The 26376-nt window shown below is 61.5% G+C and carries 27 protein-coding genes; 15 read left to right on the top strand and 12 right to left on the bottom strand.

The window, feature by feature from the left end:
• Nucleotides 1-2: 2 nt before the first annotated feature.
• From BLV18_RS03965 to BLV18_RS04010, 10 genes are all read right to left on the bottom strand, one after another.
• On the bottom strand, nt 3-275 hold the full coding sequence (locus tag BLV18_RS03965; protein ID WP_090356485.1) for an HPr family phosphocarrier protein: 273 nt from the start codon (nt 273-275) through the stop codon (nt 3-5).
• A 16-nt stretch (nt 276-291) separates the two neighbouring features.
• Complete coding sequence (rapZ, locus tag BLV18_RS03970) at nt 292-1149, bottom strand: RNase adapter RapZ (protein ID WP_049860577.1); 858 nt, start codon at nt 1147-1149, stop codon at nt 292-294.
• A gap of 2 nt (nt 1150-1151) precedes the next feature.
• Entirely contained in the window at nt 1152-1616 is a 465-nt protein-coding gene (ptsN, locus tag BLV18_RS03975; RefSeq protein ID WP_049860578.1) for a PTS IIA-like nitrogen regulatory protein PtsN, read from the bottom strand.
• Nucleotides 1617-1628: 12 nt separating this feature from the next.
• The gene (gene hpf, locus BLV18_RS03980) at nt 1629-1937 is read right to left on the bottom strand and encodes a ribosome hibernation-promoting factor, HPF/YfiA family (protein ID WP_049860579.1); all 309 of its coding nucleotides are present in this window, start codon (nt 1935-1937) and stop codon (nt 1629-1631) included.
• 78 nt (nt 1938-2015) lie between these two features.
• Entirely contained in the window at nt 2016-3509 is a 1494-nt protein-coding gene (locus tag BLV18_RS03985; RefSeq protein ID WP_090356486.1) for an RNA polymerase factor sigma-54, read from the bottom strand.
• 163 nt (nt 3510-3672) lie between these two features.
• Nucleotides 3673-4398 carry an LPS export ABC transporter ATP-binding protein gene (gene lptB, locus BLV18_RS03990; protein WP_049860581.1) on the bottom strand — a complete coding sequence of 242 codons (726 nt, stop codon included), beginning with the start codon at nt 4396-4398 and terminating at the stop codon, nt 3673-3675.
• Entirely contained in the window at nt 4398-4943 is a 546-nt protein-coding gene (gene lptA, locus BLV18_RS03995) for a lipopolysaccharide transport periplasmic protein LptA (protein ID WP_056845022.1), read from the bottom strand. The genes lptB and lptA overlap by 1 nt, the downstream gene beginning before the upstream one ends.
• Nucleotides 4930-5502, bottom strand: a complete 573-nt coding sequence (gene lptC, locus BLV18_RS04000; RefSeq protein ID WP_049860583.1) for an LPS export ABC transporter periplasmic protein LptC — start codon at nt 5500-5502, stop codon at nt 4930-4932. The genes lptA and lptC overlap by 14 nt, the downstream gene beginning before the upstream one ends.
• An 8-nt stretch (nt 5503-5510) precedes the next feature.
• Complete coding sequence (locus tag BLV18_RS04005) at nt 5511-6047, bottom strand: KdsC family phosphatase (RefSeq protein ID WP_090362000.1); 537 nt, start codon at nt 6045-6047, stop codon at nt 5511-5513.
• Between the two features lie 17 nt (nt 6048-6064).
• Nucleotides 6065-7039 carry a KpsF/GutQ family sugar-phosphate isomerase gene (locus BLV18_RS04010; RefSeq protein ID WP_090356488.1) on the bottom strand — a complete coding sequence of 325 codons (975 nt, stop codon included), beginning with the start codon at nt 7037-7039 and terminating at the stop codon, nt 6065-6067.
• 234 nt (nt 7040-7273) lie between these two features.
• On the opposite strand from BLV18_RS04010, the gene BLV18_RS04015 reads away from it, so the two are divergent.
• The 10 genes from BLV18_RS04015 (at nt 7274) to hisC (ending at nt 15159) form a co-directional block, all read left to right on the top strand.
• Nucleotides 7274-8083: an ATP-binding cassette domain-containing protein gene (locus tag BLV18_RS04015; protein WP_049860586.1), complete on the top strand. Its 810-nt coding sequence runs from the start codon at nt 7274-7276 to the stop codon at nt 8081-8083.
• On the top strand, nt 8083-8880 hold the full coding sequence (mlaE, locus tag BLV18_RS04020; protein ID WP_049860587.1) for a lipid asymmetry maintenance ABC transporter permease subunit MlaE: 798 nt from the start codon (nt 8083-8085) through the stop codon (nt 8878-8880). The genes BLV18_RS04015 and mlaE overlap by 1 nt, the downstream gene beginning before the upstream one ends.
• Nucleotides 8880-9347, top strand: a complete 468-nt coding sequence (gene mlaD / locus BLV18_RS04025) for an outer membrane lipid asymmetry maintenance protein MlaD (RefSeq protein WP_049860588.1) — start codon at nt 8880-8882, stop codon at nt 9345-9347. The genes mlaE and mlaD overlap by 1 nt, the downstream gene beginning before the upstream one ends.
• A 10-nt stretch (nt 9348-9357) precedes the next feature.
• Nucleotides 9358-10011, top strand: a complete 654-nt coding sequence (locus BLV18_RS04030) for an MlaC/ttg2D family ABC transporter substrate-binding protein (RefSeq protein ID WP_049860589.1) — start codon at nt 9358-9360, stop codon at nt 10009-10011.
• Nucleotides 10011-10313 (top strand): STAS domain-containing protein, encoded by a 303-nt coding sequence (locus BLV18_RS04035; protein ID WP_049860590.1) that lies wholly within the window; start codon nt 10011-10013, stop codon nt 10311-10313. The genes BLV18_RS04030 and BLV18_RS04035 overlap by 1 nt, the downstream gene beginning before the upstream one ends.
• 113 nt (nt 10314-10426) lie before the next feature.
• Nucleotides 10427-10666: a BolA family protein gene (locus BLV18_RS04040; protein WP_043186744.1), complete on the top strand. Its 240-nt coding sequence runs from the start codon at nt 10427-10429 to the stop codon at nt 10664-10666.
• Nucleotides 10667-10688: 22 nt separating this feature from the next.
• Nucleotides 10689-11954, top strand: a complete 1266-nt coding sequence (gene murA, locus BLV18_RS04045; RefSeq protein ID WP_043186747.1) for a UDP-N-acetylglucosamine 1-carboxyvinyltransferase — start codon at nt 10689-10691, stop codon at nt 11952-11954.
• Nucleotides 11955-12023: 69 nt separating this feature from the next.
• Complete coding sequence (hisG, locus tag BLV18_RS04050) at nt 12024-12659, top strand: ATP phosphoribosyltransferase (RefSeq protein ID WP_090356490.1); 636 nt, start codon at nt 12024-12026, stop codon at nt 12657-12659.
• A 125-nt stretch (nt 12660-12784) separates the two neighbouring features.
• Nucleotides 12785-14113 (top strand): histidinol dehydrogenase, encoded by a 1329-nt coding sequence (hisD, locus tag BLV18_RS04055; RefSeq protein WP_056845027.1) that lies wholly within the window; start codon nt 12785-12787, stop codon nt 14111-14113.
• 2 nt (nt 14114-14115) lie between these two features.
• Nucleotides 14116-15159 carry a histidinol-phosphate transaminase gene (gene hisC, locus BLV18_RS04060; protein ID WP_090356491.1) on the top strand — a complete coding sequence of 348 codons (1044 nt, stop codon included), beginning with the start codon at nt 14116-14118 and terminating at the stop codon, nt 15157-15159.
• A 55-nt stretch (nt 15160-15214) separates the two neighbouring features.
• Here the strand turns inward: hisC and algW are convergent, their stop codons facing one another.
• On the bottom strand, nt 15215-16378 hold the full coding sequence (gene algW / locus BLV18_RS04065) for a Do family serine endopeptidase AlgW (protein WP_090356493.1): 1164 nt from the start codon (nt 16376-16378) through the stop codon (nt 15215-15217).
• A 114-nt stretch (nt 16379-16492) separates the two neighbouring features.
• On the opposite strand from algW, the gene BLV18_RS04070 reads away from it, so the two are divergent.
• The 4 genes from BLV18_RS04070 to BLV18_RS04085 all read left to right on the top strand — a co-directional run bounded on the left by BLV18_RS04070 (nt 16493) and on the right by BLV18_RS04085 (nt 25035).
• Nucleotides 16493-17251 (top strand): Nif3-like dinuclear metal center hexameric protein, encoded by a 759-nt coding sequence (locus BLV18_RS04070; RefSeq protein ID WP_090356495.1) that lies wholly within the window; start codon nt 16493-16495, stop codon nt 17249-17251.
• 217 nt (nt 17252-17468) lie between these two features.
• Entirely contained in the window at nt 17469-18386 is a 918-nt protein-coding gene (gene cysD, locus BLV18_RS04075; protein ID WP_056845033.1) for a sulfate adenylyltransferase subunit CysD, read from the top strand.
• 14 nt (nt 18387-18400) lie between these two features.
• On the top strand, nt 18401-20299 hold the full coding sequence (gene cysN / locus BLV18_RS04080; protein WP_090356497.1) for a sulfate adenylyltransferase subunit CysN: 1899 nt from the start codon (nt 18401-18403) through the stop codon (nt 20297-20299).
• A gap of 128 nt (nt 20300-20427) precedes the next feature.
• Nucleotides 20428-25035 carry a coiled-coil domain-containing protein gene (locus BLV18_RS04085; protein ID WP_139211005.1) on the top strand — a complete coding sequence of 1536 codons (4608 nt, stop codon included), beginning with the start codon at nt 20428-20430 and terminating at the stop codon, nt 25033-25035.
• A gap of 107 nt (nt 25036-25142) precedes the next feature.
• Here BLV18_RS04085 and BLV18_RS04090 read toward each other — a convergent pair whose 3' ends face one another.
• Nucleotides 25143-25580: a Z-ring associated ZapG family protein gene (locus BLV18_RS04090; RefSeq protein ID WP_049860598.1), complete on the bottom strand. Its 438-nt coding sequence runs from the start codon at nt 25578-25580 to the stop codon at nt 25143-25145.
• A gap of 139 nt (nt 25581-25719) precedes the next feature.
• On the opposite strand from BLV18_RS04090, the gene BLV18_RS04095 reads away from it, so the two are divergent.
• A complete protein-coding gene (locus tag BLV18_RS04095; RefSeq protein WP_090356503.1) occupies nt 25720-26349 on the top strand; it encodes an alpha/beta hydrolase in 630 nt (209 codons plus the stop codon).
• Nucleotides 26350-26376: the final 27 nt, after the last annotated feature.

Raw genomic sequence — 26376 nt, forward strand, 5'->3', positions numbered from 1 at the left:
GCTTACTCGCCTTCGTCGAACTTGTCGTTGATCAACTTGACGATGGCGTCCAGCGCTTCCTGATCCTGCTCGCCTTCGGTGTGCAAGTGAATGGTGGTGCCTTTGCCGGCTGCCAACATCATCACACCCATGATGCTTTTGCCATCGACCAGCGACTCTGGCGAGCGACCCACACGCACCTGACAGGGATAGCGTCCAGCGACGCCGACGAATTTTGCCGCGGCGCGGGCGTGCAGGCCGAGCTTGTTGATGATTTCTACTTGGAGGGCGGGCATTGCGCGGGGGATCCTTTCAGCTGAGGTCGCGATGGCGAACCTGGACGTTCTTGAGCGACTGCTGCAGCAATCGGCCCAGGCGCTCGGTCAAGTATACCGAGCGATGGTGCCCGCCTGTACAGCCAATGGCGATCGTCACGTAGGCGCGGCTGCTGGCAGCGAAGCGGGGCAGCCATTTGAGCAGGTAAGAGGAGATGTCCTGATACATCTCTTCGACGTCCGGCTGCGCTGCCAGGTATTCGGCGACCGGCGCATCGAGCCCGGACTGTTCGCGCAATTCCGGCTTCCAGTACGGGTTGGGCAGGCAGCGCACGTCGAACACCAGGTCGGCGTCTATCGGCATGCCCCGCTTGAAGCCGAACGATTCCACCAGAAACGCGGTGCCCGGCTCCGGCTTGTTCAACAGCCGTACCTTGATGGCGTCGCGCAACTGGTAGAGGTTAAGGCTGGTGGTGTTGATCTTGAGATCGGCCAAGTCGACGATAGGCCCGAGCAAATCGCTTTCCACCCGGATGGCTTCGGCCAGCGAGCGGTTGCTGTTGCTCAGAGGGTGTCGACGTCGGGTCTCGGAGAAGCGCTTGAGTAGCGTTTCTTCGTCGGCGTCCAGGTACAGGACATCGCATTGGATGTGCTTGGCGCGCATTTCAGCCAGTAACTGCGGAAAGCGGGACAGATGGCTGGGCAGGTTACGCGCATCGATCGATACCGCCACCTGGGGCTGCGCCAGTTCGGTGTGGATCAACGCACGCTCGGCCAGTTCGGGCAGCAGCCCGGCCGGCAAGTTGTCGATGCAATAGAAACCGTTGTCTTCGAGAACATCCAGGGCAGTGCTCTTGCCTGAGCCTGAGCGGCCACTGACGATGATCAAACGCATGGTTAACGACCGTTCTGTTCGTCCAGTACCACTTGGTACAAGGCTTGATTGCTGGGCGCCGAACGCAGTCTTTCGCGCACTTCCTTGCGATCGAGCATGCTGGCGATCTGGCGGAGCAATTCCAGGTGCGCATCGGTGGCCGCTTCGGGCACCAGAAGCACGAATAGCAGGTCGACCGGAGCGCCATCGATTGCGTCGTAGTCGATCGGCGCGCTCAGGTGAACGAGGGCACTGACCGGCGTATCGCAGCCTTTGAGCCGGCAATGCGGTATGGCGATGCCGTTACCGAATCCAGTGGAGCCCAGTTTTTCACGGGCAATCAGCGCTTCGAACACGGTCTGGGTGTCGAGCGATGGCACTTCACGACCGATCAGGTTGGCGATCTCTTCGAGTGCTTTCTTCTTGCTGCCGCCCGGCACGTTCACACGTGAACGGCCGGGGGTCAGGATGGTTTCTAATCGGATCATGGGTGGGGAGTGTCAGCGAGCAGTCGCGCCTTGCAACAGACTCTGCTGTTTTTCCTTATGCTTTTTGAGTTGGCGATCCAGCTTGTCGGTAAGCAGATCGATGGCCGCGTACATGTCGTCATGTTCGGCGTTGGCAACCACCTCGCCACCGGGTATGCGCAGGGTGGCTTCGATTTTCTGTTTGAGCTTCTCGACCTCCATGATCACCTGCACGTTGGTGATCTTGTCGAAGTGGCGTTCGAGACGCTCGAGTTTTTCCCCGATGTAGGTTCGCAGGGGTTCGGTCACATCCAGTTGGTGTCCACTGATGTTGACTTGCATACCGCTTCTCCTTATTGCCATTGCATAAAGAAGCAGGCTTGGGTGCCTGCCACTGGAACGCTGTGGCACATCGCAGGGCTACATCAACCGCTTGCGTTCGCTGGACGGCGCAATCCCAAGGGACTCGCGATACTTGGCGACCGTTCGGCGGGCTACCTGGATGCCTTGTGCCTCCAGTAAACCAGCGATCTTGCTGTCACTCAACGGCTTTTTCTGATTTTCGGCGGCGACCAGTTTCTTGATGATCGCGCGGATCGCGGTGGAGGAGCATTCGCCCCCCTCGGAGGTGCTGACATGGCTGGAGAAAAAGTATTTCAGCTCGTATATGCCGCGCGGCGTGTGCATGTATTTCTGCGTGGTCACCCGGGAAATGGTCGACTCGTGCATGCCCACCGCCTCGGCGATGTCGTGCAGAACCAGGGGCTTCATGGCCTCGTCGCCGTAATCGAGGAAGCCACGCTGATGCTCGACGATCTGGGTGGCAACCTTCATCAGGGTTTCGTTGCGGCTTTGCAGGCTCTTGATGAACCAGCGCGCTTCCTGGAGCTGGTTGCGCATGAAGGTGTTGTCGGCGCTGGTGTCGGCGCGCCGCACGAAGCCGGCATACTGCGGATTGACCCGCAGCCGCGGGACCGACTCCTGATTGAGCTCGACCAGCCAGCGGTCGTTGTCCTTGCGCACGATGACGTCGGGCACGACGTATTCGGGTTCGCTGGATTCGATCTGCGAGCCAGGCCGCGGGTTCAGGCTCTGTACCAGCTCGATGACCTGGCGCAGTTCGTCTTCCTTGAGCTTCATGCGCCGCATCAGCTGGCTGTAGTCACGCGAGCCGAGCATGTCGATGAAATCGCTCACCAGCCGCTGTGCTTCGGCCAGCCAACGGGTCTTGGCCGGTAGCTGGCGCAGTTGCAGCATCAGGCATTCGCTCAGGTCGCGGGCGGCGATGCCGGCCGGTTCGAACTGCTGGATGCGATGCAGCACCGCTTCGATTTCGTCCAGTTCGATGTCCAGCTCGGGGTCGAAGGAATCGCAGATTTCCTGCAGCGTCTCGTCCAGATAACCCTGATTGTTGATACAGTCGATGATGGTCACGGCGATCAGCCGATCGGTATCGGACATGGGCGCCAGATTCAACTGCCACAGCAGGTGCGTCTGCAGGCTCTCGCCGACCGACGTGCGGGTGGTGAAGTCCCACTCGTCGTCATCGTTGCTCGGCAGGCTGCTGGCACTGGTCTGGTAGATGTCTTCCCAAGCCGTGTCGACGGGCAATTCGTTGGGGATGCGCTCGTTCCAGTCGCCTTCCTCGAGGTTGTCCACCGTCGGCGCAGACTCCTGGAAGCTCGGTTCCTGGATCTCCTGGGTCGGCTTCTGCTCGATGTTGTCGGCCAGCGGGTCGCTGTTGTCGAAGTCGTCGCCTTCTTCCTGGCGTTCGAGCATGGGATTGGATTCCAGCGCTTCCTGGATTTCCTGCTGGAGGTCCAGGGTCGATAGCTGGAGAAGGCGGATGGCCTGTTGCAACTGCGGTGTCATCGTCAGTTGCTGGCCCATACGTAGGACGAGCGATGGTTTCATGGCAGGAACTTAACACCTTGGTCGCCGGCGCGAAGCGCCTTCTACTACGGGTACCGAAGTACCCGGCTTATGTCGTAAGCAAATTATATGCCTGAAACCTGAGTGTTTGCCTAGGGCGCCATGAAAATTAATGCCCGCAGGAGGGCGACGGCGCCCTTGGGCCTTACAAGCGAAACTCGTGGCCCAGGTAGACTTCGCGGACCAGATCGTTGGCCAGGATGGTCTGGGCATCGCCTTCGGCGATCAACTGGCCATCATTGACGATATAGGCCGTTTCACAGATGTCCAGGGTCTCGCGGACGTTGTGGTCGGTGATCAATACGCCGATGCCCTTGGTCTTGAGGTGGTGGATGATCTGCTTGATGTCGCCGACCGAAATCGGATCGACACCGGCGAAGGGTTCGTCGAGCAGGATGAACTTGGGCGCGGTGGCCAGTGCACGTGCGATCTCCACGCGGCGGCGTTCACCACCCGAAAGGCTCATGCCCAGGTTGTCGCGAATGTGCGTGATGTGGAATTCCTGCAACAGGCCTTCGAGCTCGGCCAGGCGAGCCGCGGCGTCTAGCTCCTTGCGGGTTTCCAGGATGGCCATGATGTTGTCTGCCACCGACAGCTTGCGGAAGATCGAGGCTTCCTGCGGCAGATAACCGATACCCGAACGGGCACGGCCGTGCATCGGCTGGTGGCTGACGTCCAGGTCGTCGATGAGGACGCGGCCCTGATCGGCCTGTACCAGGCCGACGATCATGTAGAAGCAGGTGGTCTTGCCGGCACCGTTGGGGCCCAGCAGGCCGACGATCTGTCCGCTTTCGATGGACAGGCTCACGTCGCGTACGACTTGTCGGCTCTTGTAGCTCTTGGCCAGGTGCTGCGCTTTCAGGACTGCCATCACTGGGCCTTCTGCGGTGCGTCGGATTTCTTCTTGGGCTGGATCACCATGTCGATCCGCGGACGAGGCGTGGTGACCTTGCTGCCCGTGGCACGGCCGGCGTTGACCACCTGGCGCACCGTGTCATAGACGATCTTCTCGCCTTCGGAGGTGTTGCCGTCGTTGATGACCTTGGCCTTGTCGATCAGCACGATGCGGTTCTGCGCCGCGAAGTATTGAATGGTCACGCCATAGGCCTGAACGATGGGCTTGTCCACCGCAGGTTTCTGCTCGTAATAGGCCAGGTTGCCGACGGCAGTGAACACGTCCACGTCGCCGGTGGCGTTGCGGGTGATGGTCACGGTATTGCCGGTGATCTTCATCGACCCCTGGGTGATGATCACATTGCCCTTGTAGGTCGCCACACCCTGTTTGTCGTCGAGCTGGGCATCGTCGGACTGGATATGAATGGGCTGATCGCGGTCAGTGGGCAGTGCCCAGGCGCTCGCGCTTCCCAGTGCTGCGCTCAGGCCGAGCAAAAAGGGGAGGGTTTTAACGAGCCTCATACTGTCCTCTTACGTTGGACAACAAGTTGATCTTGCTGTCATTCAGATACGCTTTCATGCCCTTGGCCGTCGACACGCCACCGGCGCCGTCGATTCTAACGTCTTGGTCGGTCTGCGCATATTGCTTCTGTGGGAAAACGGTCATGCGTGAGCTGGTGATCAGCGTGGCGCGGCTCTTCTGGTCGGTGCGCGCGATGCGAACCGAATCGATCAGCTCGACCTGGCTGCCATCGGGATTGACCTCGCCACGGTCGCTGGTCACGTGCCATGGGTAGACAGTGCCGCGGTACAGCTGCATGTCGGGCTTGGTCAGCAAGGTCACCTGCGAGGTCTTGACGTGCTCGACCTTGTCGGCGGTCATGTCGTACTGCACGCCACCGTCGGGCAGGTACTGGCGAGCCTTCGCGTTGATAGCGTAGTAATCGATCTGGCTTTCGTCGACGGCCGCAGCCGGCTGGTCGAGGAAACGCTCCGGGCTGATGTCCCAGTAGCCGATGGCGGCGAACAGCAGCCCCAGCACACCCAGGATCACGATATTACGAATTTTCTTGTTCAGCATGTCAGGCCCTACAGGTAGGCGGCACGGGCCGCTTCGAGATTGCCTTGGGCAGCCAGGATCAGCTCGCAGAACTCGCGCGCTGCACCCATGCCACCACTGGCCTGGGTCACGCCGTCGGCATGCTGGCGCACGAAGGCATTGGCATTGGCCACGGCCATGCCCAGCCCCACCCGGCGAATCACCGGCAGGTCGGGCAGATCGTCACCCAGGTAGGCCACTTGCTCATAGTTCAGGCCGAGCTCGGCGAGCAGGCCGTCGAGTACCACGAGCTTGTCTTCGCGCCCCTGAAATAGATGGGCAATACCCAGGTTGCGGGCCCGCCGCTCCACCACCGGACTGCTGCGGCCGGTGATGATCGCAGTGGTCACGCCGCTGTTGATGAGCATCTTGATGCCCTGGCCATCCAGCGTGCTGAAGCTCTTGAACTCGCTGCCGTCGGCCAGGAAATACAGACGGCCATCGGTCAGTACGCCGTCGACGTCGAATACGGCCAGCTTGATGGCCTTGCCACATTGCAGAAGCTCGCTGCTGCCAGTCTGGGTCATTGCGTCGTTTCCGGTCATTACATGACTCCCGCGCGCAGCAGGTCGCCCAGGTTGAAGGCGCCTACCGGACAGTCCTGATCATCGACCACGACCAGTGAGTTGATCTTGTTGTCTTCCATGATCTTCAGCGCCTCGGCGGCCAGCATGTCGGCGCGCGCGGTCTTGCCGTGGGAAGTCATGACGTCTTCGATTCGAGTGTTGTGGACATCGATGGTGCGATCCAATGTGCGCCGCAGGTCACCGTCGGTGAAGATCCCGGCGAGGCGGCCATCGGCCTCCAGGACGGCGGTCATGCCCAGCCCCTTGCGGGTCATTTCCATCAGCGCATCGCGCAGCAGCGTGCCGCGCGGCACCTGTGGCAGCGCGGTGCCGGTGTGCATGACGTGCTCGACCTTGAGCAGCAGGCGACGACCCAGGGCACCACCGGGATGGGAGAAGGCGAAGTCATCGGCGGTGAAGCCTCGCGCCTCGAGCAGGGCGATGGCGAGGGCATCGCCCAGTACCAGGGTCGCCGTGGTGGAGGAGGTCGGTGCCAGGTTCAACGGGCAGGCTTCCTGGGCGACGCGGGCGTCGAGGTTGACCTCGGCGGCCTGGGCCAGGGGCGAGTCGGGGTTGCCGGTCATGCTGATCATGGGAATGCCCATGCGCTTGATCAAAGGCAGCAATGTGACGATTTCTGCGGTCGAACCGGAGTTGGACAGGGCCAGGATGACGTCCTGGCGGGTGATCATGCCCATGTCGCCGTGGCTGGCCTCGGCAGGATGGACGAAAAACGCCGGGGTGCCGGTGCTGGCCAGGGTCGCGGCGATCTTGTTGCCGATGTGTCCGGATTTGCCCATGCCCAGCACGATCACGCGGCCATCGCTTTCGAGGATCAGTTCGCAGGCGCGCACGAAATCGGCGTCGATATGGGCGAGCAGGCCCTCTACCGCTTCGATCTCGAGACGGATGGTGCGGTGCGCGGATTGGATCAGGTCGCTGGTCTGGCTCATGGCGAAAATCGGTAGGCCCGGTGAAAAGGCGGCGATTATAGCGGGAATGGGCGAGCGACTCACCTGCCTATTTTGCGGCCTGTACAAATCAACGACACGGCATGCCAATGGATCGATCTTGGGCGGCACCTGTCTGCAATGCTATAGTTCGCCGCTTGTTCGGCCTGTCCGCGCCAAGTGTCTTCGGTCAGAAGATGAGCGTCCGAGGGTAAGGTTGCACTGCAAGGAGTTTAAATGAGTGCCGATAGCGCCTACGCGGTCGAGCTGAAAGGGGTTTCTTTCAAGCGCGGTGCGCGGAGCATTTTCAATGATGTCGATATCCGCATTCCTCGCGGCAAGGTCACCGGTATCATGGGGCCTTCAGGTAGCGGCAAGACGACGCTCCTGCGTCTGATGGGCGCCCAGCTGCGACCCACTGGCGGCGAGGTCTGGGTCAATGGCCAGAACCTGCCCAAGCTATCGCGCAGCGACCTGTTCGATGCGCGCAAGCACATGGGCGTGCTGTTCCAGAGCGGAGCGCTGTTCACCGACCTGGACGTGTTCGAGAACGTGGCCTTCCCGCTGCGGGTGCATACCGACCTGCCCGAAGACATGATCCGCGACATCGTCCTGATGAAGCTGCAGGCCGTCGGGCTGCGTGGCGCCATCGAACTGATGCCCGACGAATTGTCCGGTGGCATGAAGCGTCGTGTCGCATTGGCCCGTGCCATTGCCATGGATCCGCAGATACTGATGTACGACGAACCGTTCGTCGGCCAGGATCCGATCGCCATGGGCGTGTTGGTCCGGCTGATCCGCCTGCTCAACGATGCCCTGGGCATCACCAGTATCGTGGTCTCCCACGACCTGGCGGAAACCGCGAGCATCGCCGACTACATCTATGTGGTCGGCGATGGTCAGGTGCTGGGTCATGGTACGCCCGAGGCATTGATGGCGTCGGACAACCCGCGCGTCCGTCAATTCATGAAAGGCGATCCCGACGGTCCCGTGCCTTTTCATTTTTCCGCGCCCGATTACCGCGCCGATCTGCTGGGGAAGCGTTGATGCGCAAGAAATCAATCATGGAGCGAGTGCGCCTGTTCGGTCGATCGGCCATCGACATGGTCGGCATCCTGGGGCGTTCCGGGCTGTTCCTGGGTCACGCTCTTGTGGGCCGCGGCGGTATCGGTGGCGGTTTTCAACTGCTGATGAAGCAGCTGTATTCCGTGGGTGTGATGTCGCTGCTGATCATTGTCGTGTCCGGTGTGTTCATCGGCATGGTACTGGCGTTGCAGGGCTTCAGCATTCTGGCCAAGTACGGCTCCGAGCAGGCGGTCGGGCAAATGGTCGCGCTCACGCTGTTGCGTGAACTCGGGCCGGTGGTGACCGCTCTATTGTTCGCCGGTCGCGCAGGGTCGGCACTGACCGCCGAGATCGGCAACATGAAGTCGACCGAGCAGTTGTCGAGCCTGGAAATGATTGGCGTCGACCCGCTCAAGTACATCGTTGCGCCAAGGCTGTGGGCTGGTTTCATTTCCCTGCCGCTGCTGGCCATGATCTTCAGCGTCGTCGGTATCTGGGGTGGATCCTGGGTGGCCGTCGATTGGCTGGGGGTCTACGAAGGATCGTTCTGGGCCAACATGCAGAACAGCGTCAATTTCACCGATGACGTGCTCAACGGTGTGATCAAGAGCCTGGTATTCGCTTTCGTCGTCACCTGGATCGCCGTGTTCCAGGGGTATGACTGTGAACCCACGTCCGAGGGCATCAGCCGCGCTACCACCAAGACCGTGGTCTATGCGTCGCTGGCCGTCCTGGGCCTGGACTTTATTCTGACCGCCCTGATGTTTGGAGATTTCTGATGCAAAACCGATCAATGGAAGTCGGAGTCGGCCTGTTCCTTCTGGCCGGTATCCTGGCTTTGCTGCTGTTGGCCTTGCGTGTCAGTGGTCTGTCCACCAGCGCGAATACCGAGAGCTACAAACTTTATGCCTATTTTGACAATATCGCCGGTTTGACTGTCAGAGCCAAGGTGACCATGGCCGGTGTGACCATAGGCAAGGTCACGGCCATCGATCTGGATCGCGACACCTTCACCGGAAGGGTGACCCTGCAGCTGGACAAGAAAGTGGACAACCTGCCCACCGACTCCACTGCTTCCATCCTGACGGCGGGTCTGCTGGGCGAGAAATACATTGGTATCAGCGTGGGTGGCGAGGAGGCCTTGCTCGCCGACGGCGGTACCATCCATGACACCCAGTCGTCCCTGGTGCTCGAAGACCTGATCGGCAAGTTCCTGCTCAATACAGTCAGCAAAGATGCCAAATAAGGAGTTATCCATGTTTTCGATCATGCGACGCAGCCTGCTGGTTCTGGTGGCTCTGCTGCCGATGTGGGCCAATGCAGCGCCTGCGGTGTCCGCACATCAGGTGGTGCAGGGCGTCACCGACCGACTGCTGTCGGATCTGGAAAAGAACCGCGACACCTACCGCAGCAATCCGCAGGCGTTCTACGACGCGCTCAACACCATCGTCGGTCCCGTGGTCGACGCCGATGGCATTTCGCGCAGCATCATGACCGTGAAATATTCGCGCAAGGCTACCCCCGCGCAGATGGCCCGGTTCCAGGAAAACTTCAAGCGCAGCTTGATGCAGTTCTACGGCAACGCCTTGCTTGAGTACAACAACCAGGGCATCACCGTAGGTCCGGCCAAGGATGAAAGCGGCACACGCACCAGCGTCGACATGCAGGTCAAGGGTACGGGTGGGGCGGTGTATCCGGTTTCCTACACCCTGGAAAACCTGAACAACGAATGGAAAGTGCGTAACGTCATCATCAACGGCATCAACATCGGCAAGCTGTTCCGCGATCAGTTCGCCGACAGCATGCAGCGCAACGGCAACGACCTGGACAAGACCATCGATGGTTGGGCTGGCGAAGTCGCCAAGGCCAAGGAAGTGACCGACAAAGCTGCACCGACGAGCGCGCAGTGATGGAACAGGGTCGTGTCGAACTGTCGGGCGATCAGCTGAGCCTGGCCGGTGTGCTGGATTACCGCTGCGGTGCGGCCCTGCGCAAGCAGGGGCAGGCACTGATTCAATCCAGTCAGGCCGCCGCGCTGGTCATCGACTGCACCGGCGTGGAAAAGTCGAGCAGCGTGGGTCTGTCCCTGCTGCTGGGCTTCATGCGCGATGCTCAGGCCGCTGGCAAGAGCGTGCGAGTTCAGGCATTGCCGCACGACATGCGTCAGATCGCTCAGGTCACAGGCATGAGCGACTTCTTTTCACAGAATTGATTGGCCATCTGCACAGCTCTCTGACCTGATCCCGTGAATCCGGGGTTCGCAGTCGGAGGGCTTTTTTGTATGATGGCCGACCCGCGCGCACAGGGCGCCGATCGAGGTTGAGCATGCAGGCTGTAGAAGTGAAGGGTTTCCTTGAATCCAAACTGCCCGGAGTGCAGGTGGAAGTCGAAGGCGAAGGCTGCAATTTCCAGTTGAACGTGATCAGTGACGAGCTGACTGCGCTCAGTCCGGTCAAGCGCCAGCAACAGATCTATGCTCATTTGAACCCATGGATCGCCGATGGCAGCATCCATGCGATCACCATGAAATTCTTCAGCAGCGCAGCCTGGGCTGAGCGTTCCTGAGCCACCCCGCGTCGAGACTCCAATGGACAAACTGATTATTACTGGCGGCGTTCGCCTTGATGGCGAAATCCGCATTTCCGGGGCGAAGAACTCCGCCCTGCCGATCCTGGCCGCTACCTTGCTGGCAGATGGGCCGGTGACGGTCGCCAACCTGCCGCACCTGCACGACATCACCACCATGATCGAGCTGTTCGGCCGCATGGGCATCGAGCCGGTGATCGACGAGAAGCTGGCCGTGGAAATCGATCCGCGCACCATCAAGACCCTGGTTGCGCCGTACGAGCTGGTCAAGACCATGCGCGCCTCGATCCTGGTCCTGGGCCCGATGGTCGCCCGTTTCGGTGAGGCCGAAGTGGCGCTGCCCGGCGGCTGCGCGATCGGTTCGCGTCCGGTCGACCTGCACATCCGTGGTCTGGAAGCCATGGGCGCCGTGATCGACGTGGAAGCCGGCTACATCAAGGCCAAGGCCCCCGAGGGCGGGCTGCGCGGTGCCAACTTCTTCTTCGATACTGTCAGTGTGACGGGTACCGAGAACATCATGATGGCCGCGGCATTGGCCAACGGCCGCAGCGTGCTGCAGAACGCTGCGCGCGAGCCGGAAGTGGTCGACCTGGCCAACTTCATCAACGCCATGGGCGGCAATGTCCAGGGCGCAGGCACCGACACCATCACCATCGATGGCGTCAAGCGTCTGCACTCGGCGACCTACAAAGTCATGCCCGATCGCATCGAGACCGGCACCTACCTGGTGGCTGCGGCCTGCACCGGCGGCCGGGTCAAGGTCAAGGACACCGATCCGACCATCCTCGAAGCGGTGCTGGAAAAGCTGCGCGAAGCGGGTGCCGAGATCACCACGGGCGCCGACTGGATCGAACTGAACATGCACGGCAAGCGGCCTAAGGCGGTCAACGTCCGCACCGCGCCATACCCTGCGTTCCCCACCGACATGCAGGCGCAGTTCATCTCGCTCAACGCTATTGCCGAAGGCACGGGCGCCGTGATCGAGACCATTTTCGAGAACCGCTTCATGCACGTGTACGAAATGCACCGCATGGGCGCGCAGATCCAGGTGGAAGGCAACACGGCCATCGTCACCGGTGCCGAAAAGCTCAAGGGCGCGCCCGTCATGGCCACCGACCTGCGAGCTTCGGCCAGCCTGGTGATCTCGGCGCTGACGGCTGAAGGCGACACCCTGATCGACCGCATCTACCACATCGACCGTGGCTACGAGTGCATCGAAGAAAAACTGCAGATGCTGGGCGCCAAGATCCGTCGCGTACCGGGCTGATGAGCGTGCAGGGCGCAGGGATGCGCCCGGGCGTTGCCAGAAACTTTCCTGTAAGGACTGACGTTTCCCATGTTGACCATTGCGTTGTCCAAAGGCCGCATTCTTGACGATACATTGCCGCTCCTGGCCGAGGCGGGCATCGTGCCCACCGAAAACCCGGACAAGAGCCGCAAGCTGATCATTCCCACGACCCAGGACGATGTGCGCCTGCTGATCGTGCGCGCCACCGATGTGCCGACCTATGTCGAACACGGTGCTGCCGACCTGGGCGTTGCCGGCAAGGACGTCCTGCTCGAATACAGCGGCCAGGGCCTGTACGAGCCGCTGGATCTGCAGATTGCCCAGTGCAAGCTGATGACTGCGGGCGCCATCGGTGCTGCCGAGCCCACGGGGCGTCTGCGCGTCGCCACCAAGTTCGTCAACGTTGCCAAGCGTTACTACGCCGAGCAGGGTCGTCAGGTCGATATCATCAAGCTGTACGGCTCCATGGAGCTGGCACCGCTGGTGGGCCTGGCCGACAAGATCATCGATGTCGTCGACACCGGCAACACCCTGCGCGCCAATGGCCTGGAACCCCAGGAATTGATCGCCCACATCAGCTCCCGGCTGGTGGTGAACAAAGCCTCCATGAAAATGCAGTACGCCCGCATCCAGGCGTTGATCGACACCCTGCGCAAGGCAGTGGAGTCGCGACACCGCGGCTGACTTTCCCGCGCGGGTTCGCAACCCGCGCCCGTCTATCCGCATCATAGCCAAATAACTCAAGTGCCCATGTGGATCGATTGGTAATCTATCGGCGCTTGAGCAATTGCCATTATTTGAGGCCCGCCATGACCGCTTCCACTGCTATTCGCCGACTCGATGCCACTGATCCGGACTTCGCCCGCCATCTGGACCATCTGTTGAGCTGGGAAAGTGTGTCCGATGATTCGGTCAATCAGCGGGTGCTGGACATCATCAAGGCCGTGCGCGAGCGTGGCGATGCTGCGCTGGTCGAGTTCACCGAGCGCTTCGATGGTCTGCAGGTGGCGTCGATGGCCGACCTGATCCTGCCGCGCGAGCGCCTGGAACTGGCGCTCACGCGCATCACCGAGGCCCAGCGCGAAGCGCTTGAAACCGCCGCCGAGCGGGTGCGCCTGTATCACGAAAAGCAGAAGCAGGACTCCTGGAGCTATACCGAAGCCGATGGGACTGTGCTCGGCCAGAAAGTGACGCCACTGGATCGCGCCGGCCTGTATGTGCCTGGCGGCAAGGCGTCGTACCCCTCGTCAGTGCTGATGAACGCCATTCCAGCGAAGGTGGCGGGCGTGACCGAAGTGGTCATGGTCGTGCCCACGCCGCGAGGCGAGGTCAACGAACTGGTATTGGCAGCGGCCTGCATCGCCGGGGTCGACCGCGTGTTCACCATCGGCGGCGCCCAAGCCGTTGCGGCCCTGGCCTACGGCACTGAAAGCGTGCCGCGGGTGGACAAGGTCGTCGGCCCTGGCAACATCTACGTGGCGACGGCCAAGCGCCATGTGTTCGGCCAGGTCGGGATCGACATGATCGCAGGTCCCTCCGAGATTCTGGTGGTCTGCGACGGCGGCACCGATCCGGACTGGATCGCCATGGATCTGTTCTCCCAGGCCGAACACGACGAAGACGCCCAGGCGATTCTGGTCAGCCCCGATGCGGAGTTCCTCGACAAGGTCGCGGCCAGCATCGACAAGCTGCTGCCGACCATGGAACGTGCCGAGATCATCAATACCTCGATCAACGGCCGTGGCGCGTTGATCAAGGTCCGCGACATGCAGCAGGCCATCGAGGTGGCCAACCGCATCGCGCCGGAGCACCTGGAGTTGTCGGTCGAAGATCCTCAGGCCTGGCTGCCGCAGATCCGTCACGCCGGTGCCATCTTCATGGGTCGTCACACCAGTGAAGCGCTGGGCGACTACTGCGCAGGTCCCAACCATGTGCTGCCGACGTCCGGCACGGCGCGCTTTTCCTCGCCCCTGGGGGTCTATGACTTCCAGAAGCGTTCGTCGATCATCTTCTGCTCCGAGCAGGGGGCTTCCGAACTGGGCAAGACCGCTTCGGTACTGGCCCGGGGTGAATCCCTGAGCGCCCATGCCCGCAGCGCCGAATACCGTATTCAATCCGATCTGGCAAAAGGGGAGTGAGCATGAGCAAATTCTGGAGCCCTTTCGTCAAGGACCTGGTGCCCTACGTGCCCGGCGAGCAACCTAAGGTCGCCAACCTGGTCAAGCTCAACACCAACGAGAACCCCTACGGCCCATCGCCTAAGGCGATCGAAGCCATGCGCGCCGAGTTGAGCGATGCCCTGCGCCTGTACCCGGACCCCAACAGCGATCTGCTCAAGCAAGCCGTGGCGGACTATTACGGTGTGCAGACCAACCAGGTGTTTCTGGGCAATGGTTCGGACGAGGTGCTGGCGCATATCTTTCACGGTTTGTTCCAGCATGACCAACCGCTGCTGTTTCCGGACATCAGCTACAGCTTCTATCCGGTCTACTGCGGTTTGTATGGCATTCCCTTCGAGGCCGTGCCGCTGGATGACCAGTTCCAGATTCGTGCGCAAGACTATGCCAAGCCCAACGCCGGGATCATCTTCCCCAACCCGAACGCACCCACCGGTTGCCTCTTGCCGCTGGAGGCGGTCGAGCAGATCGTCAAGGCCAGCCCGGACTCGGTCGTTGTGGTGGACGAAGCCTACGTCGACTTCGGTGGCGAAACGGCGATCAAGCTGGTCGATCGCTATCCGAACCTGCTGGTCACCCAGACCGTGTCCAAATCACGCTCGTTGGCCGGCCTGCGTGTAGGCCTGGCGGTGGGGCATCCGGATCTGATCGAGGCGCTGGAGCGCATCAAGAACAGCTTCAACTCCTATCCGATCGACCGCATCGCCGTCGCCGGCGCCGCTGCGGCCTTCGCCGACACGGCCTACTTCGAAGACACCTGCGCCAAGGTCATTGCCAGCCGGGAAAAACTGGTCGAAGGGCTGCAACAGCGTGGGTTCGACGTGCTGCCTTCGGCGGCCAACTTCATCTTCGCTCGCCATCTCGAACAGGACGCGGCGGGCATCGCAGCTCGCCTGCGGGAGAAAGGTGTGATCGTGCGGCACTTCAAGCAGGAACGCATTGCCCAGTTCCTGCGCATCAGCATTGGTACGCCGGAGCAGAATCAGGCGTTGCTGGACGCGCTGTAAGTTTCACGCAGACCCTGTGCAGCGGAGCGACCGCTGCACATTGCGGTTGCAGGGCCTACTTTTCCTCCGTCTTCACCGCCGCCGGCGCCGGTGGCGGGCGCAGGCCCACTTCGGCGTTCAAGGTGAGCTCCTTGCCCTTGCGCATCACCTGGATGGCGATGCGGTCGCCTGGCTTGGTGCGGGCCACCTGATTCATCGACCGACGTCCATCGCCGGCCGCCTCGCCATTGATGCTGAGGATGACGTCGCCCAGTTGCAAACCGGCTTTCTGCGCCGGGCCGCCCTGGAAAACCCCTGCAACCACGATGCCTGGCCGGTCCTTGATGCCGAACGACTCGGCCAGTTCTTCGGTCATCGGCTGCACTTCGATGCCCAGCCAGCCGCGAATCACCTGGCCATGTTCGATGATCGACTTCATCACCTCCAGCGCCAGCTTGGTCGGGATGGCGAAGCCGATGCCCTGCGAACCGCCGGACTTGGAGAAGATCGCCGTGTTGATGCCGGTCAGGTTGCCGTTGGCATCCACCAGGGCGCCGCCGGAGTTGCCGGGGTTGATCGCCGCATCGGTCTGGATGAAATCTTCGTAAGTGTTGAGGCCCAGCTGGTTGCGGCCGGTGGCGCTGATGATGCCCATGGTCACCGTCTGGCCGACCCCGAACGGGTTACCGATGGCCAGGGCGACATCGCCGATGCGGATGCCGTCGGAACGCCCGATGGTGATGGCCGGAACGTTCTTCAGATCGATCTTGAGCACTGCCAGGTCCGTCTCCGGATCACTGCCGATCACCCGGGCGAGGGTTTCACGTCCGTCCTTGAGCGCCACCACGATCTGGTCGGCACCTGCGGTCACGTGGTTGTTGGTGAGCAGGTAGCCTTCCGGGCTCATGATCACCGCCGAGCCCAGGCTCGATTCCCAGCGCCGCTGCTTGGGCAGGTTGTCGCCGAAGAAGCGGCGGAACTGCGGATCTTCGAACAGCGGGTGAGCGCCCTTGTTGACCGCTTTGGTGGTGTAGAGATTCGCCACGGCGGGGGCGGCAATGGCCACGGCGTCGGCGTAGGACACCGGACCCTGGATGACGCTGGCGCTTTGCGGCGCCTGCTGCAGGTTGACGTCCTGGCTGGGCAGGCCCACCCATTGCGGAAAGCGCAGGATAACCAGCAGGGCGATCAATATGCCGGTCAACAGCGGCCAACCAAAGAAGCGCAAGGCCTTGAACATGGGGACAATCCTGGAAGGTAGCGAGGGGCTGTTTCTTCGAGGCGCGGGAGCGCCATAATGGCCGGCATTATACGGGCGCTCGCGCCGCGCTGAACTGCCTTTGTGGAGACTTTTATGGCTGTGGCACTGAACACGTTGGTCGAAGAAGCCGACCGTTATCTGGGCAGCGCGAAGATCCAGGATTACTGTCCCAATGGTTTGCAGGTGGAAGGGCGCCCGCAGGTCATGCGTATCGTCAGTGGGGTCACGGCAAGCCAGGCGTTGCTCGATGCCGCGGTGGAAGCCAAGGCCGATCTGGTGCTGGTGCATCATGGCTATTTCTGGAAGGGCGAGAACCCCTGCGTGGTCGGCATGAAACAGCGACGTCTGAAGACGTTGCTCAGGCACGACATCAGCCTGTTGGCCTATCACCTGCCTTTGGATGTGCACGCCGAAGTGGGCAACAACGTGCAGCTGGCGCGGCAGCTGGAGCTCACGGTGGAAGGTCCGCTGGACCCGGCCGACAGCCGCGTGGTGGGGCTGATCGGCTCATTGCCCGAACCGATGCACCCGCGTGACTTCGCTCGCCGCGTGCAGGAAGTGCTGGGCCGCGAGCCGTTGCTGATCGAAGGCAGCGAAAAGATCCGGCGCGTGGGCTGGTGCACCGGTGGCGGGCAGGGCTACATCGACCGTGCGATTGCGGCCGGTGTCGACCTGTACATCAGTGGCGAGGCGTCCGAGCAGACCTTTCACAGCGCGCGCGAGAACGACATCAGCTTCATCGCCGCCGGGCATCATGCTACCGAACGCTATGGGGTCCAGGCGCTGGGTGATTACCTGGCACGGCGCTTTGCGCTTGAGCATGTGTTCATCGACTGTCCCAATCCGGTCTGATCGTCGGACCGTGGTGCCTGATTCGCGGGCAGAGCCCCGCTCCCACATTGTGACCGCGAAGGGGGGAGAGCCATGCCGGAAGCTCCAAACCACAAGGCATATTGATATACCCCTTCGATCTAACCACCTCCCACGACCCACCCATACGCCGTGTTAAAGTGCCCGGCTCGAACACGGCCCGCAGGCCGTCCATAAAGACTGTATTCCGTGAGTAGCCATGGTCGACAAACTGACGCATCTGAAACAGCTGGAGGCGGAAAGCATCCACATCATTCGTGAGGTGGCCGCTGAGTTCGATAACCCGGTGATGTTGTACTCCATCGGCAAAGACTCGGCCGTGATGCTGCATCTGGCGCGCAAGGCCTTCTTCCCCGGCAAGCTGCCGTTCCCGGTGATGCACGTCGACACCCAGTGGAAGTTCCAGGAAATGTACAAGTTCCGCGATCGCATGGTCGAGGAACTGGGCCTGGACCTGTTGGTGCACGTCAATCCCGAAGGCGTGGCGCAGGGCATCAACCCCTTCACCCACGGCAGCTCCAAGCACACCGACATCATGAAGACCCAGGGCCTGAAACAGGCGCTGGACAAGCACGGCTTCGACGCCGCCTTCGGGGGTGCGCGCCGCGACGAAGAGAAGTCGCGGGCCAAGGAGCGGGTCTATTCGTTCCGCGACAGCAAGCACCGCTGGGATCCGAAGAACCAGCGTCCGGAGCTGTGGAACGTCTACAACGGCAAGGTCAACAAGGGCGAATCGATCCGTGTGTTCCCTCTGTCGAACTGGACCGAGCTCGACATCTGGCAGTACATCTACCTGGAAGGCATCCCGATCGTGCCGCTGTACTTCGCCGCCGAACGTGAAGTGATCGAGAAGAACGGCACGCTGATCATGATCGACGACGACCGCATCCTCGAGCACCTCAGCGAGGAAGAGAAGGCCAGCATCGTCAAGAAGAAAGTTCGTTTCCGTACCCTTGGCTGCTACCCGTTGACGGGCGCGGTGGAGTCCGAGGCCGAAAGCCTCACCGACATCATTCAGGAAATGCTCCTGACGCGAACGTCCGAGCGCCAGGGCCGGGTCATCGATCACGATGGCGCCGGTTCCATGGAAGACAAGAAACGTCAGGGCTACTTCTAAAGCAGGGTCAGAACATGTCGCACCAATCCGAATTGATCAGCGAGGACATCCTCGCCTACCTGGCCCAGCACGAACGCAAGGAACTGCTGCGCTTCCTTACCTGCGGCAACGTCGACGACGGCAAGAGCACCCTGATCGGGCGTCTGCTGCACGACTCCAAGATGATCTACGAAGATCACCTGGAAGCCATCACTCGCGACTCGAAGAAATCCGGCACCACCGGTGAAGAAGTCGACCTGGCGCTGCTGGTCGACGGCCTGCAGGCCGAGCGCGAGCAGGGCATCACCATCGATGTCGCCTACCGCTATTTCTCCACGGCCAAGCGCAAGTTCATCATCGCCGACACCCCGGGCCATGAGCAGTACACGCGCAACATGGCCACCGGCGCGTCCACCTGCGACCTGGCGATCATCCTCGTCGATGCCCGCTACGGCGTGCAGACCCAGACCCGCCGGCACAGCTACATCGCGTCCCTGCTGGGCATCAAGCACATCGTTGTGGCCATCAACAAGATGGACCTCAAGGGCTTCGATGAGGGTGTGTTCGAGCAGATCAAGGCCGACTACCTCAAGTTCGCCGAAGCCATCGCTCTGCAGCCGACCACATTGGCCTTCGTGCCGATGTCGGCGCTCAAGGGCGACAACGTGGTCAACCGCAGCGAGCAATCGCCGTGGTACACCGGCCAGACCCTGATGGAAATTCTGGAAACGGTGGAAGTGGCGGCCGATCGCAACTTCGACGACCTGCGTTTCCCGGTTCAGTACGTCAACCGACCGAACCTCAACTTCCGCGGCTTCGCCGGCACTCTGGCCAGCGGTATCGTGCACAAGGGCGACGAAGTGGTGGTGTTGCCTTCGGGCAAGAGCAGCCGGGTCAAATCCATCGTCACCTTCGAGGGTGAGCTGGAACACGCCGGTCCCGGCCAGGCCGTGACCCTGACGATGGAAGACGAGATCGACATCTCCCGTGGCGACCTGCTGGTGCATGCCGCCAACGTGCCGACCGTCTCCGACAGCTTCGAAGCCATGCTGGTGTGGATGGCCGAAGAGCCCATGCTGCCGGGCAAGAAATACGACATCAAGCGCGCCACCAGCTACGTGCCGGGCTCGATCGCCAGCATCGTGCACAAAGTCGATGTCAACACCCTGGCCGAAGGCCCGGCCAGTGCGCTGCAGCTCAACGAGATCGGCAAGGTCAAGGTGTCGCTGGACAGCGCCATCGCTCTGGACGGTTACGACAGCAACCGCACCACCGGCGCGTTCATCATCATCGACCGTCTGACCAATGGCACCGTCGGCGCCGGCATGATCATCGCACCGGCAGCCGCCACCCAGGGCGGCAAGTCCCACGGTCGCTCCGCTCACGTGACCACAGAGGAACGCGCCCAGCGCTTCGGCCAGCAACCGGCTACCGTGCTGTTCAGCGGTCTGTCGGGTGCGGGCAAGAGCACCTTGGCCTACGCCGTCGAGCGCAAGCTGTTCGACATGGGCCGCGCAGTGTTCGTGCTCGATGGCCAGAACCTGCGGCATGACCTGAACAAAGGTCTGCCACAGGACCGCGCCGGACGTACCGAAAACTGGCGTCGTGCCGCTCACGTGGCGCGCCAGTTCAACGAAGCGGGGCTGGTGACCCTGGCCGCCTTCGTGGCGCCTGATGCAGCCGGCCGTGAGCAGGCGCGTGACCTGATCGGCGCCGATCGGCTGCTGACCGTCTACGTTCAGGCCTCACCCCTGGTCTGCCGCGAACGCGACCCTCAGGGTCTGTACGCTGCGGATCAGGACAACATCCCGGGCGAGTCCTTCCCGTACGATGTGCCGCTCAACGCCGACCTGGTGATCGACACCCAGTCCTCGTCCGTCGAGGAGGGCGTCAAGCAAGTCCTGGATCTGCTGCGCAGCCACGGCGCGATCTAAGCCTTGCGAAACGACAAGAGACCCCGCCTTGGCGGGGTCTCTTGTTTGCGGTGACTAATTGTCTACCACCCTGCATGACGCCCAGCGGTGCCTGATGCGCCTTCATACATCCTGAAGGCGCCAGCTCCATGACCTCTCTTCTTACCCTGAGCGGTGAAGTCGCTCGATCCGCACCATTGGCCAGTAGCGTCAGCAAGCATTTTGCCAGTCGTCCCTCGTTGCGTGACGTGGCGCAGCAGGTGCTGCTGACGCAGTTCGCCACCCGCTATCCCAAGCTGAACGTGGATTTTTCTCTTGTTCATCTGTTCGAGCCCATCGGCCCGACCGGCACTACACCCTTCTCGGGGTATCGCAAGCTGTTGCTGGCTGATGTTCTGATCGATCGCTACCTGCACGATAAGAACATCATCCTCGTTCAGGGCTACCACTTTCTTTCTGCACAGGCCGGCGCCGAAAATCCGAGCGCGCTGGCTGTGGATATGATCCAGGTGCAGGGCATCGTGAATGAATGGGGACCGCAGATACTGCGCGCCTACAGCGAAGCGCTGTGTAGCTACTGGGACCTGATCGCGCCGACGGGCGGTAGCCGCTGGCAATGGCTCGGCAATACCTTGCAGACCCGGCTCAAGCGCAGTGTCGAACGCGAACAGAAAGCAGGCCGCCTGAGCAATGATCAGGGCGCCACCGCTATGCTGTTGATATCGATGCCCAGCGCTCGCCAACGTGCGCTGTATACCGGCGATACCATCGAGGCGAGCTTGATCAGTGTGCAAGCCATGGGCTTGCCGTTGCAGCGTCATGCCGAGCTTACCCACGCCTTGTTCATCCGCCGCCGTGTCAGCAGTCATGGCGGCGACGTATTGCTTATGTATACCCCCGTCAACGGTCTGGAAGCGTTCTCGACCCTGCAGGCGATGGCGGACGCATTTGCCCTGCATCTTGGGCATGCGATCACAGGTCCGGTGCTTGAGCTGGCGCTGTATTCGCCTGCAGGCAACGTCTTCGAGGCCCAGGCCCAGGCCATTCTGGAGCAGCAACTCGAAGCATTGCAGGCGCTGGGTGATTATTGCCGGGCCAATGGCTTTGGCGTGGGTGCGCTGGAGCGGGGCGCGGACTATGTCACCTGCCTGTTCGATATCGACAGCGCCGAAGAGCGGGCGCGTCTGCAAGCGCTGCAAGACGGGCTGCCGACATGGTTGACGCAGGCCGATGACGCGCAACGGCGGGAATTCTCGCTGTACCTGGCGACCTTGGCCGCGCTGCGCGAACAGCAGCAGCACGCATCGTTCCTGGACGGCATCCCCGCCATCACCGACTTTGCCGAACAAGCGCTGATCAGGCAGATCGGCCGGGACCATCCTCATGCAGCGCTTGACGCTGTCGATGATGTCGAAGTGCACATCCTGACGGTACCCAACGCGCCGCTGAGCATCGTCAACGCGGGTGACATGACGTTGGAGGATCATGTCATCAGTTTGGTCGACCTGGCTTTGGACAACCTCTCGGGTCGACCCCAGGGGCGCTTGCTGATCCAGCCCAGGACGGGCGCTACACTGCCGTCCTGGGTCGATGAGACCACTATTCAGACCTTGATCGACAGGACCGATGCCAGCGGCGGCTACCTGGCGTTGCTTAAACAAAAACTCCTGCAGGACCCCGTCGAGTTCAAGCGTCGCAGCGCGCTGTTCGCCAGTCAGTTGCAGTGCCAGTTGCCAATGCTGGCGTTGGAAAACAGCATTCGCGGGCTGTGGGGGTTTACCCGTCTGGGCTGGAAGTATGTCGCCGGAGTCATGGAGGCCGCAGGTAACACTGAAATCGAAGGAGTGAGCGTGGCCATTCAAGCGCTGGCTATCCTGCCGGCGGCGGACATGAAGGTCGACAAGGTGTGCAACATGTATGTCATAGCCGCCACCGACGGTTCCGGTCTGCAGGTGTTGTACCGGCCGCTCATGCAGCCAACGTTGATTCAGTACCCGGACCGCGCCGCCTTGTTCGAGGCTATTGCCGAAGAAGGCGAGGTGCAGCGCAGCGTGCTCGACTGGCTCGATACCCCGGCACGCGCGCGTTATGCCAACGACGGCTTCCATCAGCCGCACCTGGTCCGCTTCGGGCAAGGTTCGGACTATGCGCCGATAAGCGTCCCTGCTGCTGCGGCCTTGGAGGGTGTGGCGCTGGGTGCCGATGTACTGACCGAGTTGTACCAGAGCTGCGTGAAGGCCTTGGTCACCGTGGCTGACCGGCGGTCTGTCTCCTCTGAGGAAAGCCGCTGGATCGGTTATCGCGCATTGGGCTGGACCGTGTTCAACGCGCTGCTGCCCATTCTTCCAGGGCCCTTGGCCAGCGCTGGCTGGCTGATCCAGGCCATGGCCGCCAGCAACGTTACGCTGGCCGCGCAGGCGGGTGGCGACAAGGATGTGGCAGATGATCAACTGGTGAATCTGCTCTTCAACGTTGCGCTGGTATTGCTGGTCCATACCACTGAGCGGTCCATGGCGATCCGCGAATTTCACCAGCCGGTGCGGGCGATGCCGGCAAAGACCACCGTGACAACACGCCTGCTACCCACACCGGTGCAGCACTTCGATGCCAATGCGCATCTGAGCTTTTCCTGGGCACGTGCCCAGCACCGGCTCAGCCCGGAGGATGCCACTGCCTTGGCCCGCTATCGTGTCGCGGCACCGCAGCCATTGCCCGAGCCTTTGTCACATGGCGCGCTGCGTGGGTTGTATCTGGATGGCGAGCGCTGGTTGTTGCCACTGGAGGGGCATTTCTATCAGGTCGCAGTCGACGATGGGCTGGTCCGCATTGTCGATGCCACCCGCCCGCAGACACCTGGCCCTTGGGTGGAGCGTGACGAGGTGGGTCGTTGGCGTCTGGATTTGCGTCTGCGTCTGCGCGGCGGGGGACCCAAGCGCAGCATTGCCGCACTGCGTGCGGCTAATCGAGAGCGCATGCAAGCCTGTGACCGGCAGATCGGCGAATTCAACCAGAAACGTTCAGCCCTGCATGCCCGTGTCAATGAGTTGCTGGGCAAGGTCAACCGTGCCATGAAGGCCAATGACAGCGAACGTTTGAGAGGGCTTCGCGAGGCAATGAGCCAGGCAACCGGCGACTATCTGGATGCGCTGCGCCAGGTGTTGGAGGTCAGTCTGGAACTGAACCAGTTGGAGCCTTACAGCAACCGGGCCAAGGAGCAGGCCAGCCTGCTGTTCCAGCTGTGTGAGGTCGCGCAGGAGGAAGTTATCAACCTGCGTTACAAAAGCCTCGATCTTCGTGACCGCGCCGAGGACATGAACGTGCTTCTGGAAGGGGCGGACATGAGCGAACGGCAGTCGCAACAGTTCTTCGATTATGTCAGCGACAGCATCGATGTTCTGGACAAGCAGATTCAACTGACCAAAGAACTGGGCCAGTGGAAAGAGCAACTGCGGCGTTTACCGATCGAAGGCGCCGCCGCCGTTGAGAAGCTGACCGCGAACTGGATCGAAGCCTTGTCGATCCGACGCTGGATCGGCTTGCTAGTGGATGGTCTGGCGCTGACCAGCATTCGCAATATTGCCTCCCTGGAGGTGGCGGACCGAATCATGGATTCGGTGGCCGAGCCAGTTCGTCTGGCGGCTCAGACCCATGCCGCTCTGGAGGAAACCGCCGAATACAATCTCACTGATCGAGTCGAGCTGCTGAACAGCCTGGACCTGCAATATGAAGCGGCACAACAATCCCTTGAGTTCTATGTCGGCGAACTCGGCGATCGGCTGCACGAACCTGCGCGTGTGCGCCTGGCCAAGCTGATTCAAGAGTTGCGCGACAGTGCCCAGACGGCCCTGGTGCCGCTGATCCGTGAACAGTTCAAGATGACCCGCAAGCAGCGCCAGCAAGCCCGTCATAAAAATATCTTCGTGACCCGACACAGAGGGCTGGTGGTAGGGCAGCGGCGTACCAAGGTCGCGGTCACCGATCGCGATATCGTCGATGTGATCGACCCCATCGAAAAGAAGGTACTGGCCTCGTTCGACAAGGATCCTGCTCAAGCGGATTGGGAGGCGCTGAAAACGACCCGCGAAGTGCTGCGTCCACGATCGGCGCGCCGTTCGCTGAACGCGGCGATCCGACGTGGCAACCAGTTGTTGCAAGGCGCCGACCAGCAGACCCGCAAGGCCTGGAAGGAGGCGCAAAAGCCCTATCTGCCGGTGGAGGTCGAAGACCGGCTACGGTTGTATGCACAGCAGTTGAGCGACGCGGCCGATGCCGTAGAGCAGCAATTGACCCGTGACAATCAGGTAGACGAGGCCACCAGCGAGCGCACGTCAGCCCATGGCCGCGCAGAGCTGTTCCGTAACAAGGCCGCCGAGTTGCTGGAGCAGGGACGCCTGATCCACATCCATATGGTCAAATGGCAACCTCCTGCGGCGGCTCGGGTAGACTACCTGTACCGCCAAGGTGCAGCACGGATCAGCCGTGTGGGGCCGCGCAGCAAGCTCAAACGCTCGCCTGGCTATCTGGAGGAATACCTGGTGGCCGACACGGCGGGCAAGCCTTTGTGGTACGCCCATTTTCACTACGCACATCCACGCGGTCCCCGCGATGCCTATACCGCCGCGCACCTGAAAACCGTAGAGCAACGCTTCGACGGATTCGAGAAGCAAAAGATCGACGAAGCGACTCATGGCAAATGGATCGGGATACTGCGCAGCGAAATCACGCCGCCCTTCGATCAGGTATATCTGGCACTTTGAGTCCGGCGCCAGTTCTCGCTTGGCCAAGGCGAAAAAAAAGCGGGGCCTGCTAATGCAGGCCCCGCTTTTTTGTCGACACGTGTTTCACATTGATCGAACGTGCAGCCCTACTTGCGCTTCAGGCCATACTGCTCGTCCAGCATGCCAGGCGAGTTCGCTGCCTTGGGCGCATAGTCGCGAGGTGGCTCGGCATCGCGCGGCGGTGTCAGGCGCTCGCGGTGAGGCTGCGGCGCGTCCGAGTGCAGGGCGGCAAGCAGGCGCTGGCGTGTGAGTTCATCAAGGGCCAGGCGGTCGGCGCCTTCGGCCAGGTGGTCCTGCACTTCCTGATAGCTCTGGGTCAGCTTCTTGACCAGGATCGCAGTGCTGTTGAAATGGGTCACTACCTCGTTCTGGTAGGTATCGAAACGTTCCTGGATATCATCGAGCTGACGCTGTGTGCCATTGGGCACGGCACGAGGTGCCAGGCGCGCGACGGCAAAACCGATGACCACACCGACCACCAGGGCCAGGGTTGGCAACAACCAAACTAAGAGCGAGAGTTCCACGAGTCCTTCCTCTATAAACGGCTTTGCTTTACGTTAACGGCTCGGACCTGCGCTGTATACCGCGCGCTTGCGCAATTTCGCAGGCCAGAATCTTCCAGCTAGACGAGTCGACCCCTGTTGGGGTCACGGAGTTCACCCCTTGCTCATCCGCGAAACCGCAGTTTTCATCGACGGCCCGCAGGGCCCACTCGAAGCGTTGTACCTCGACACCGCCGATGCTACGGGCATCGCCTTGATCTGCCACCCCAATCCGGTACAGGGCGGGACCATGCTCAACAAGGTGGTGTCCACCTTGCAACGCACCGCTCGCGATGCCGGCATGCTGACGCTGCGCTTCAACTACCGCGGCGTCGGCGCCAGCGCCGGAAGCCATGACATGGGCAGCGGTGAAGTCGACGATGCCTGGGCCGTGGCCCGCTGGCTTCGAGCGAAACACCCCGAACTGCCGCTGACGATTCTGGGCTTTTCCTTTGGCGGTTTCGTGGCAGCCACCCTGGCCGGCCGCCTGGAGGCTGAAGGCGAGGCGGTGCAGCAGTTGTTCATGGTCGCTCCAGCGGTGATGCGGATAACCGAGCGCTTGCCGCAGCAGGCCACATTGACCGTGATCCAGCCGGATGCCGACGAGGTGGTTGATCCACAGCTCGTCTACGACTGGTCCGACGAGCTCGAGCGCCCCCACGAGCTGCTGAAAGTGGCAGAATGCGGGCACTTTTTCCACGGCAAGCTGACCGACCTCAAGGATCTGCTGCTGCCGCGTCTTTCGAACTGATGCCCGTCCACGGCTCCTGAACAAGAA

The organism is Pseudomonas coleopterorum, assembly GCF_900105555.1.
Taxonomy (GTDB): domain Bacteria; phylum Pseudomonadota; class Gammaproteobacteria; order Pseudomonadales; family Pseudomonadaceae; genus Aquipseudomonas; species Aquipseudomonas coleopterorum.

Coding starts and splice junctions, on each gene's coding strand:
- BLV18_RS04070 (WP_090356495.1), top strand. CDS start 16,493: ATGGCTGTGGCACTGAACACGTTGGTCGAAGAAGCCGACCGTTATCTG.
- lptB (WP_049860581.1), bottom strand. CDS start 4,398: ATGGCAGTCCTGAAAGCGCAGCACCTGGCCAAGAGCTACAAGAGCCGA.
- BLV18_RS04035 (WP_049860590.1), top strand. CDS start 10,011: ATGGAACAGGGTCGTGTCGAACTGTCGGGCGATCAGCTGAGCCTGGCC.
- murA (WP_043186747.1), top strand. CDS start 10,689: ATGGACAAACTGATTATTACTGGCGGCGTTCGCCTTGATGGCGAAATC.
- BLV18_RS04030 (WP_049860589.1), top strand. CDS start 9,358: ATGTTTTCGATCATGCGACGCAGCCTGCTGGTTCTGGTGGCTCTGCTG.
- BLV18_RS04085 (WP_139211005.1), top strand. CDS start 20,428: ATGACCTCTCTTCTTACCCTGAGCGGTGAAGTCGCTCGATCCGCACCA.
- lptC (WP_049860583.1), bottom strand. CDS start 5,502: ATGCTGAACAAGAAAATTCGTAATATCGTGATCCTGGGTGTGCTGGGG.
- hisD (WP_056845027.1), top strand. CDS start 12,785: ATGACCGCTTCCACTGCTATTCGCCGACTCGATGCCACTGATCCGGAC.
- BLV18_RS04040 (WP_043186744.1), top strand. CDS start 10,427: ATGCAGGCTGTAGAAGTGAAGGGTTTCCTTGAATCCAAACTGCCCGGA.
- cysN (WP_090356497.1), top strand. CDS start 18,401: ATGTCGCACCAATCCGAATTGATCAGCGAGGACATCCTCGCCTACCTG.
- mlaE (WP_049860587.1), top strand. CDS start 8,083: ATGCGCAAGAAATCAATCATGGAGCGAGTGCGCCTGTTCGGTCGATCG.
- BLV18_RS04015 (WP_049860586.1), top strand. CDS start 7,274: ATGAGTGCCGATAGCGCCTACGCGGTCGAGCTGAAAGGGGTTTCTTTC.
- algW (WP_090356493.1), bottom strand. CDS start 16,378: ATGTTCAAGGCCTTGCGCTTCTTTGGTTGGCCGCTGTTGACCGGCATA.
- BLV18_RS04010 (WP_090356488.1), bottom strand. CDS start 7,039: ATGAGCCAGACCAGCGACCTGATCCAATCCGCGCACCGCACCATCCGT.
- hisG (WP_090356490.1), top strand. CDS start 12,024: ATGTTGACCATTGCGTTGTCCAAAGGCCGCATTCTTGACGATACATTG.
- rapZ (WP_049860577.1), bottom strand. CDS start 1,149: ATGCGTTTGATCATCGTCAGTGGCCGCTCAGGCTCAGGCAAGAGCACT.
- BLV18_RS03985 (WP_090356486.1), bottom strand. CDS start 3,509: ATGAAACCATCGCTCGTCCTACGTATGGGCCAGCAACTGACGATGACA.
- mlaD (WP_049860588.1), top strand. CDS start 8,880: ATGCAAAACCGATCAATGGAAGTCGGAGTCGGCCTGTTCCTTCTGGCC.
- BLV18_RS04005 (WP_090362000.1), bottom strand. CDS start 6,047: ATGACCCAGACTGGCAGCAGCGAGCTTCTGCAATGTGGCAAGGCCATC.
- lptA (WP_056845022.1), bottom strand. CDS start 4,943: ATGAGGCTCGTTAAAACCCTCCCCTTTTTGCTCGGCCTGAGCGCAGCA.
- cysD (WP_056845033.1), top strand. CDS start 17,469: ATGGTCGACAAACTGACGCATCTGAAACAGCTGGAGGCGGAAAGCATC.
- hisC (WP_090356491.1), top strand. CDS start 14,116: ATGAGCAAATTCTGGAGCCCTTTCGTCAAGGACCTGGTGCCCTACGTG.
- hpf (WP_049860579.1), bottom strand. CDS start 1,937: ATGCAAGTCAACATCAGTGGACACCAACTGGATGTGACCGAACCCCTG.
- BLV18_RS03965 (WP_090356485.1), bottom strand. CDS start 275: ATGCCCGCCCTCCAAGTAGAAATCATCAACAAGCTCGGCCTGCACGCC.
- ptsN (WP_049860578.1), bottom strand. CDS start 1,616: ATGATCCGATTAGAAACCATCCTGACCCCCGGCCGTTCACGTGTGAAC.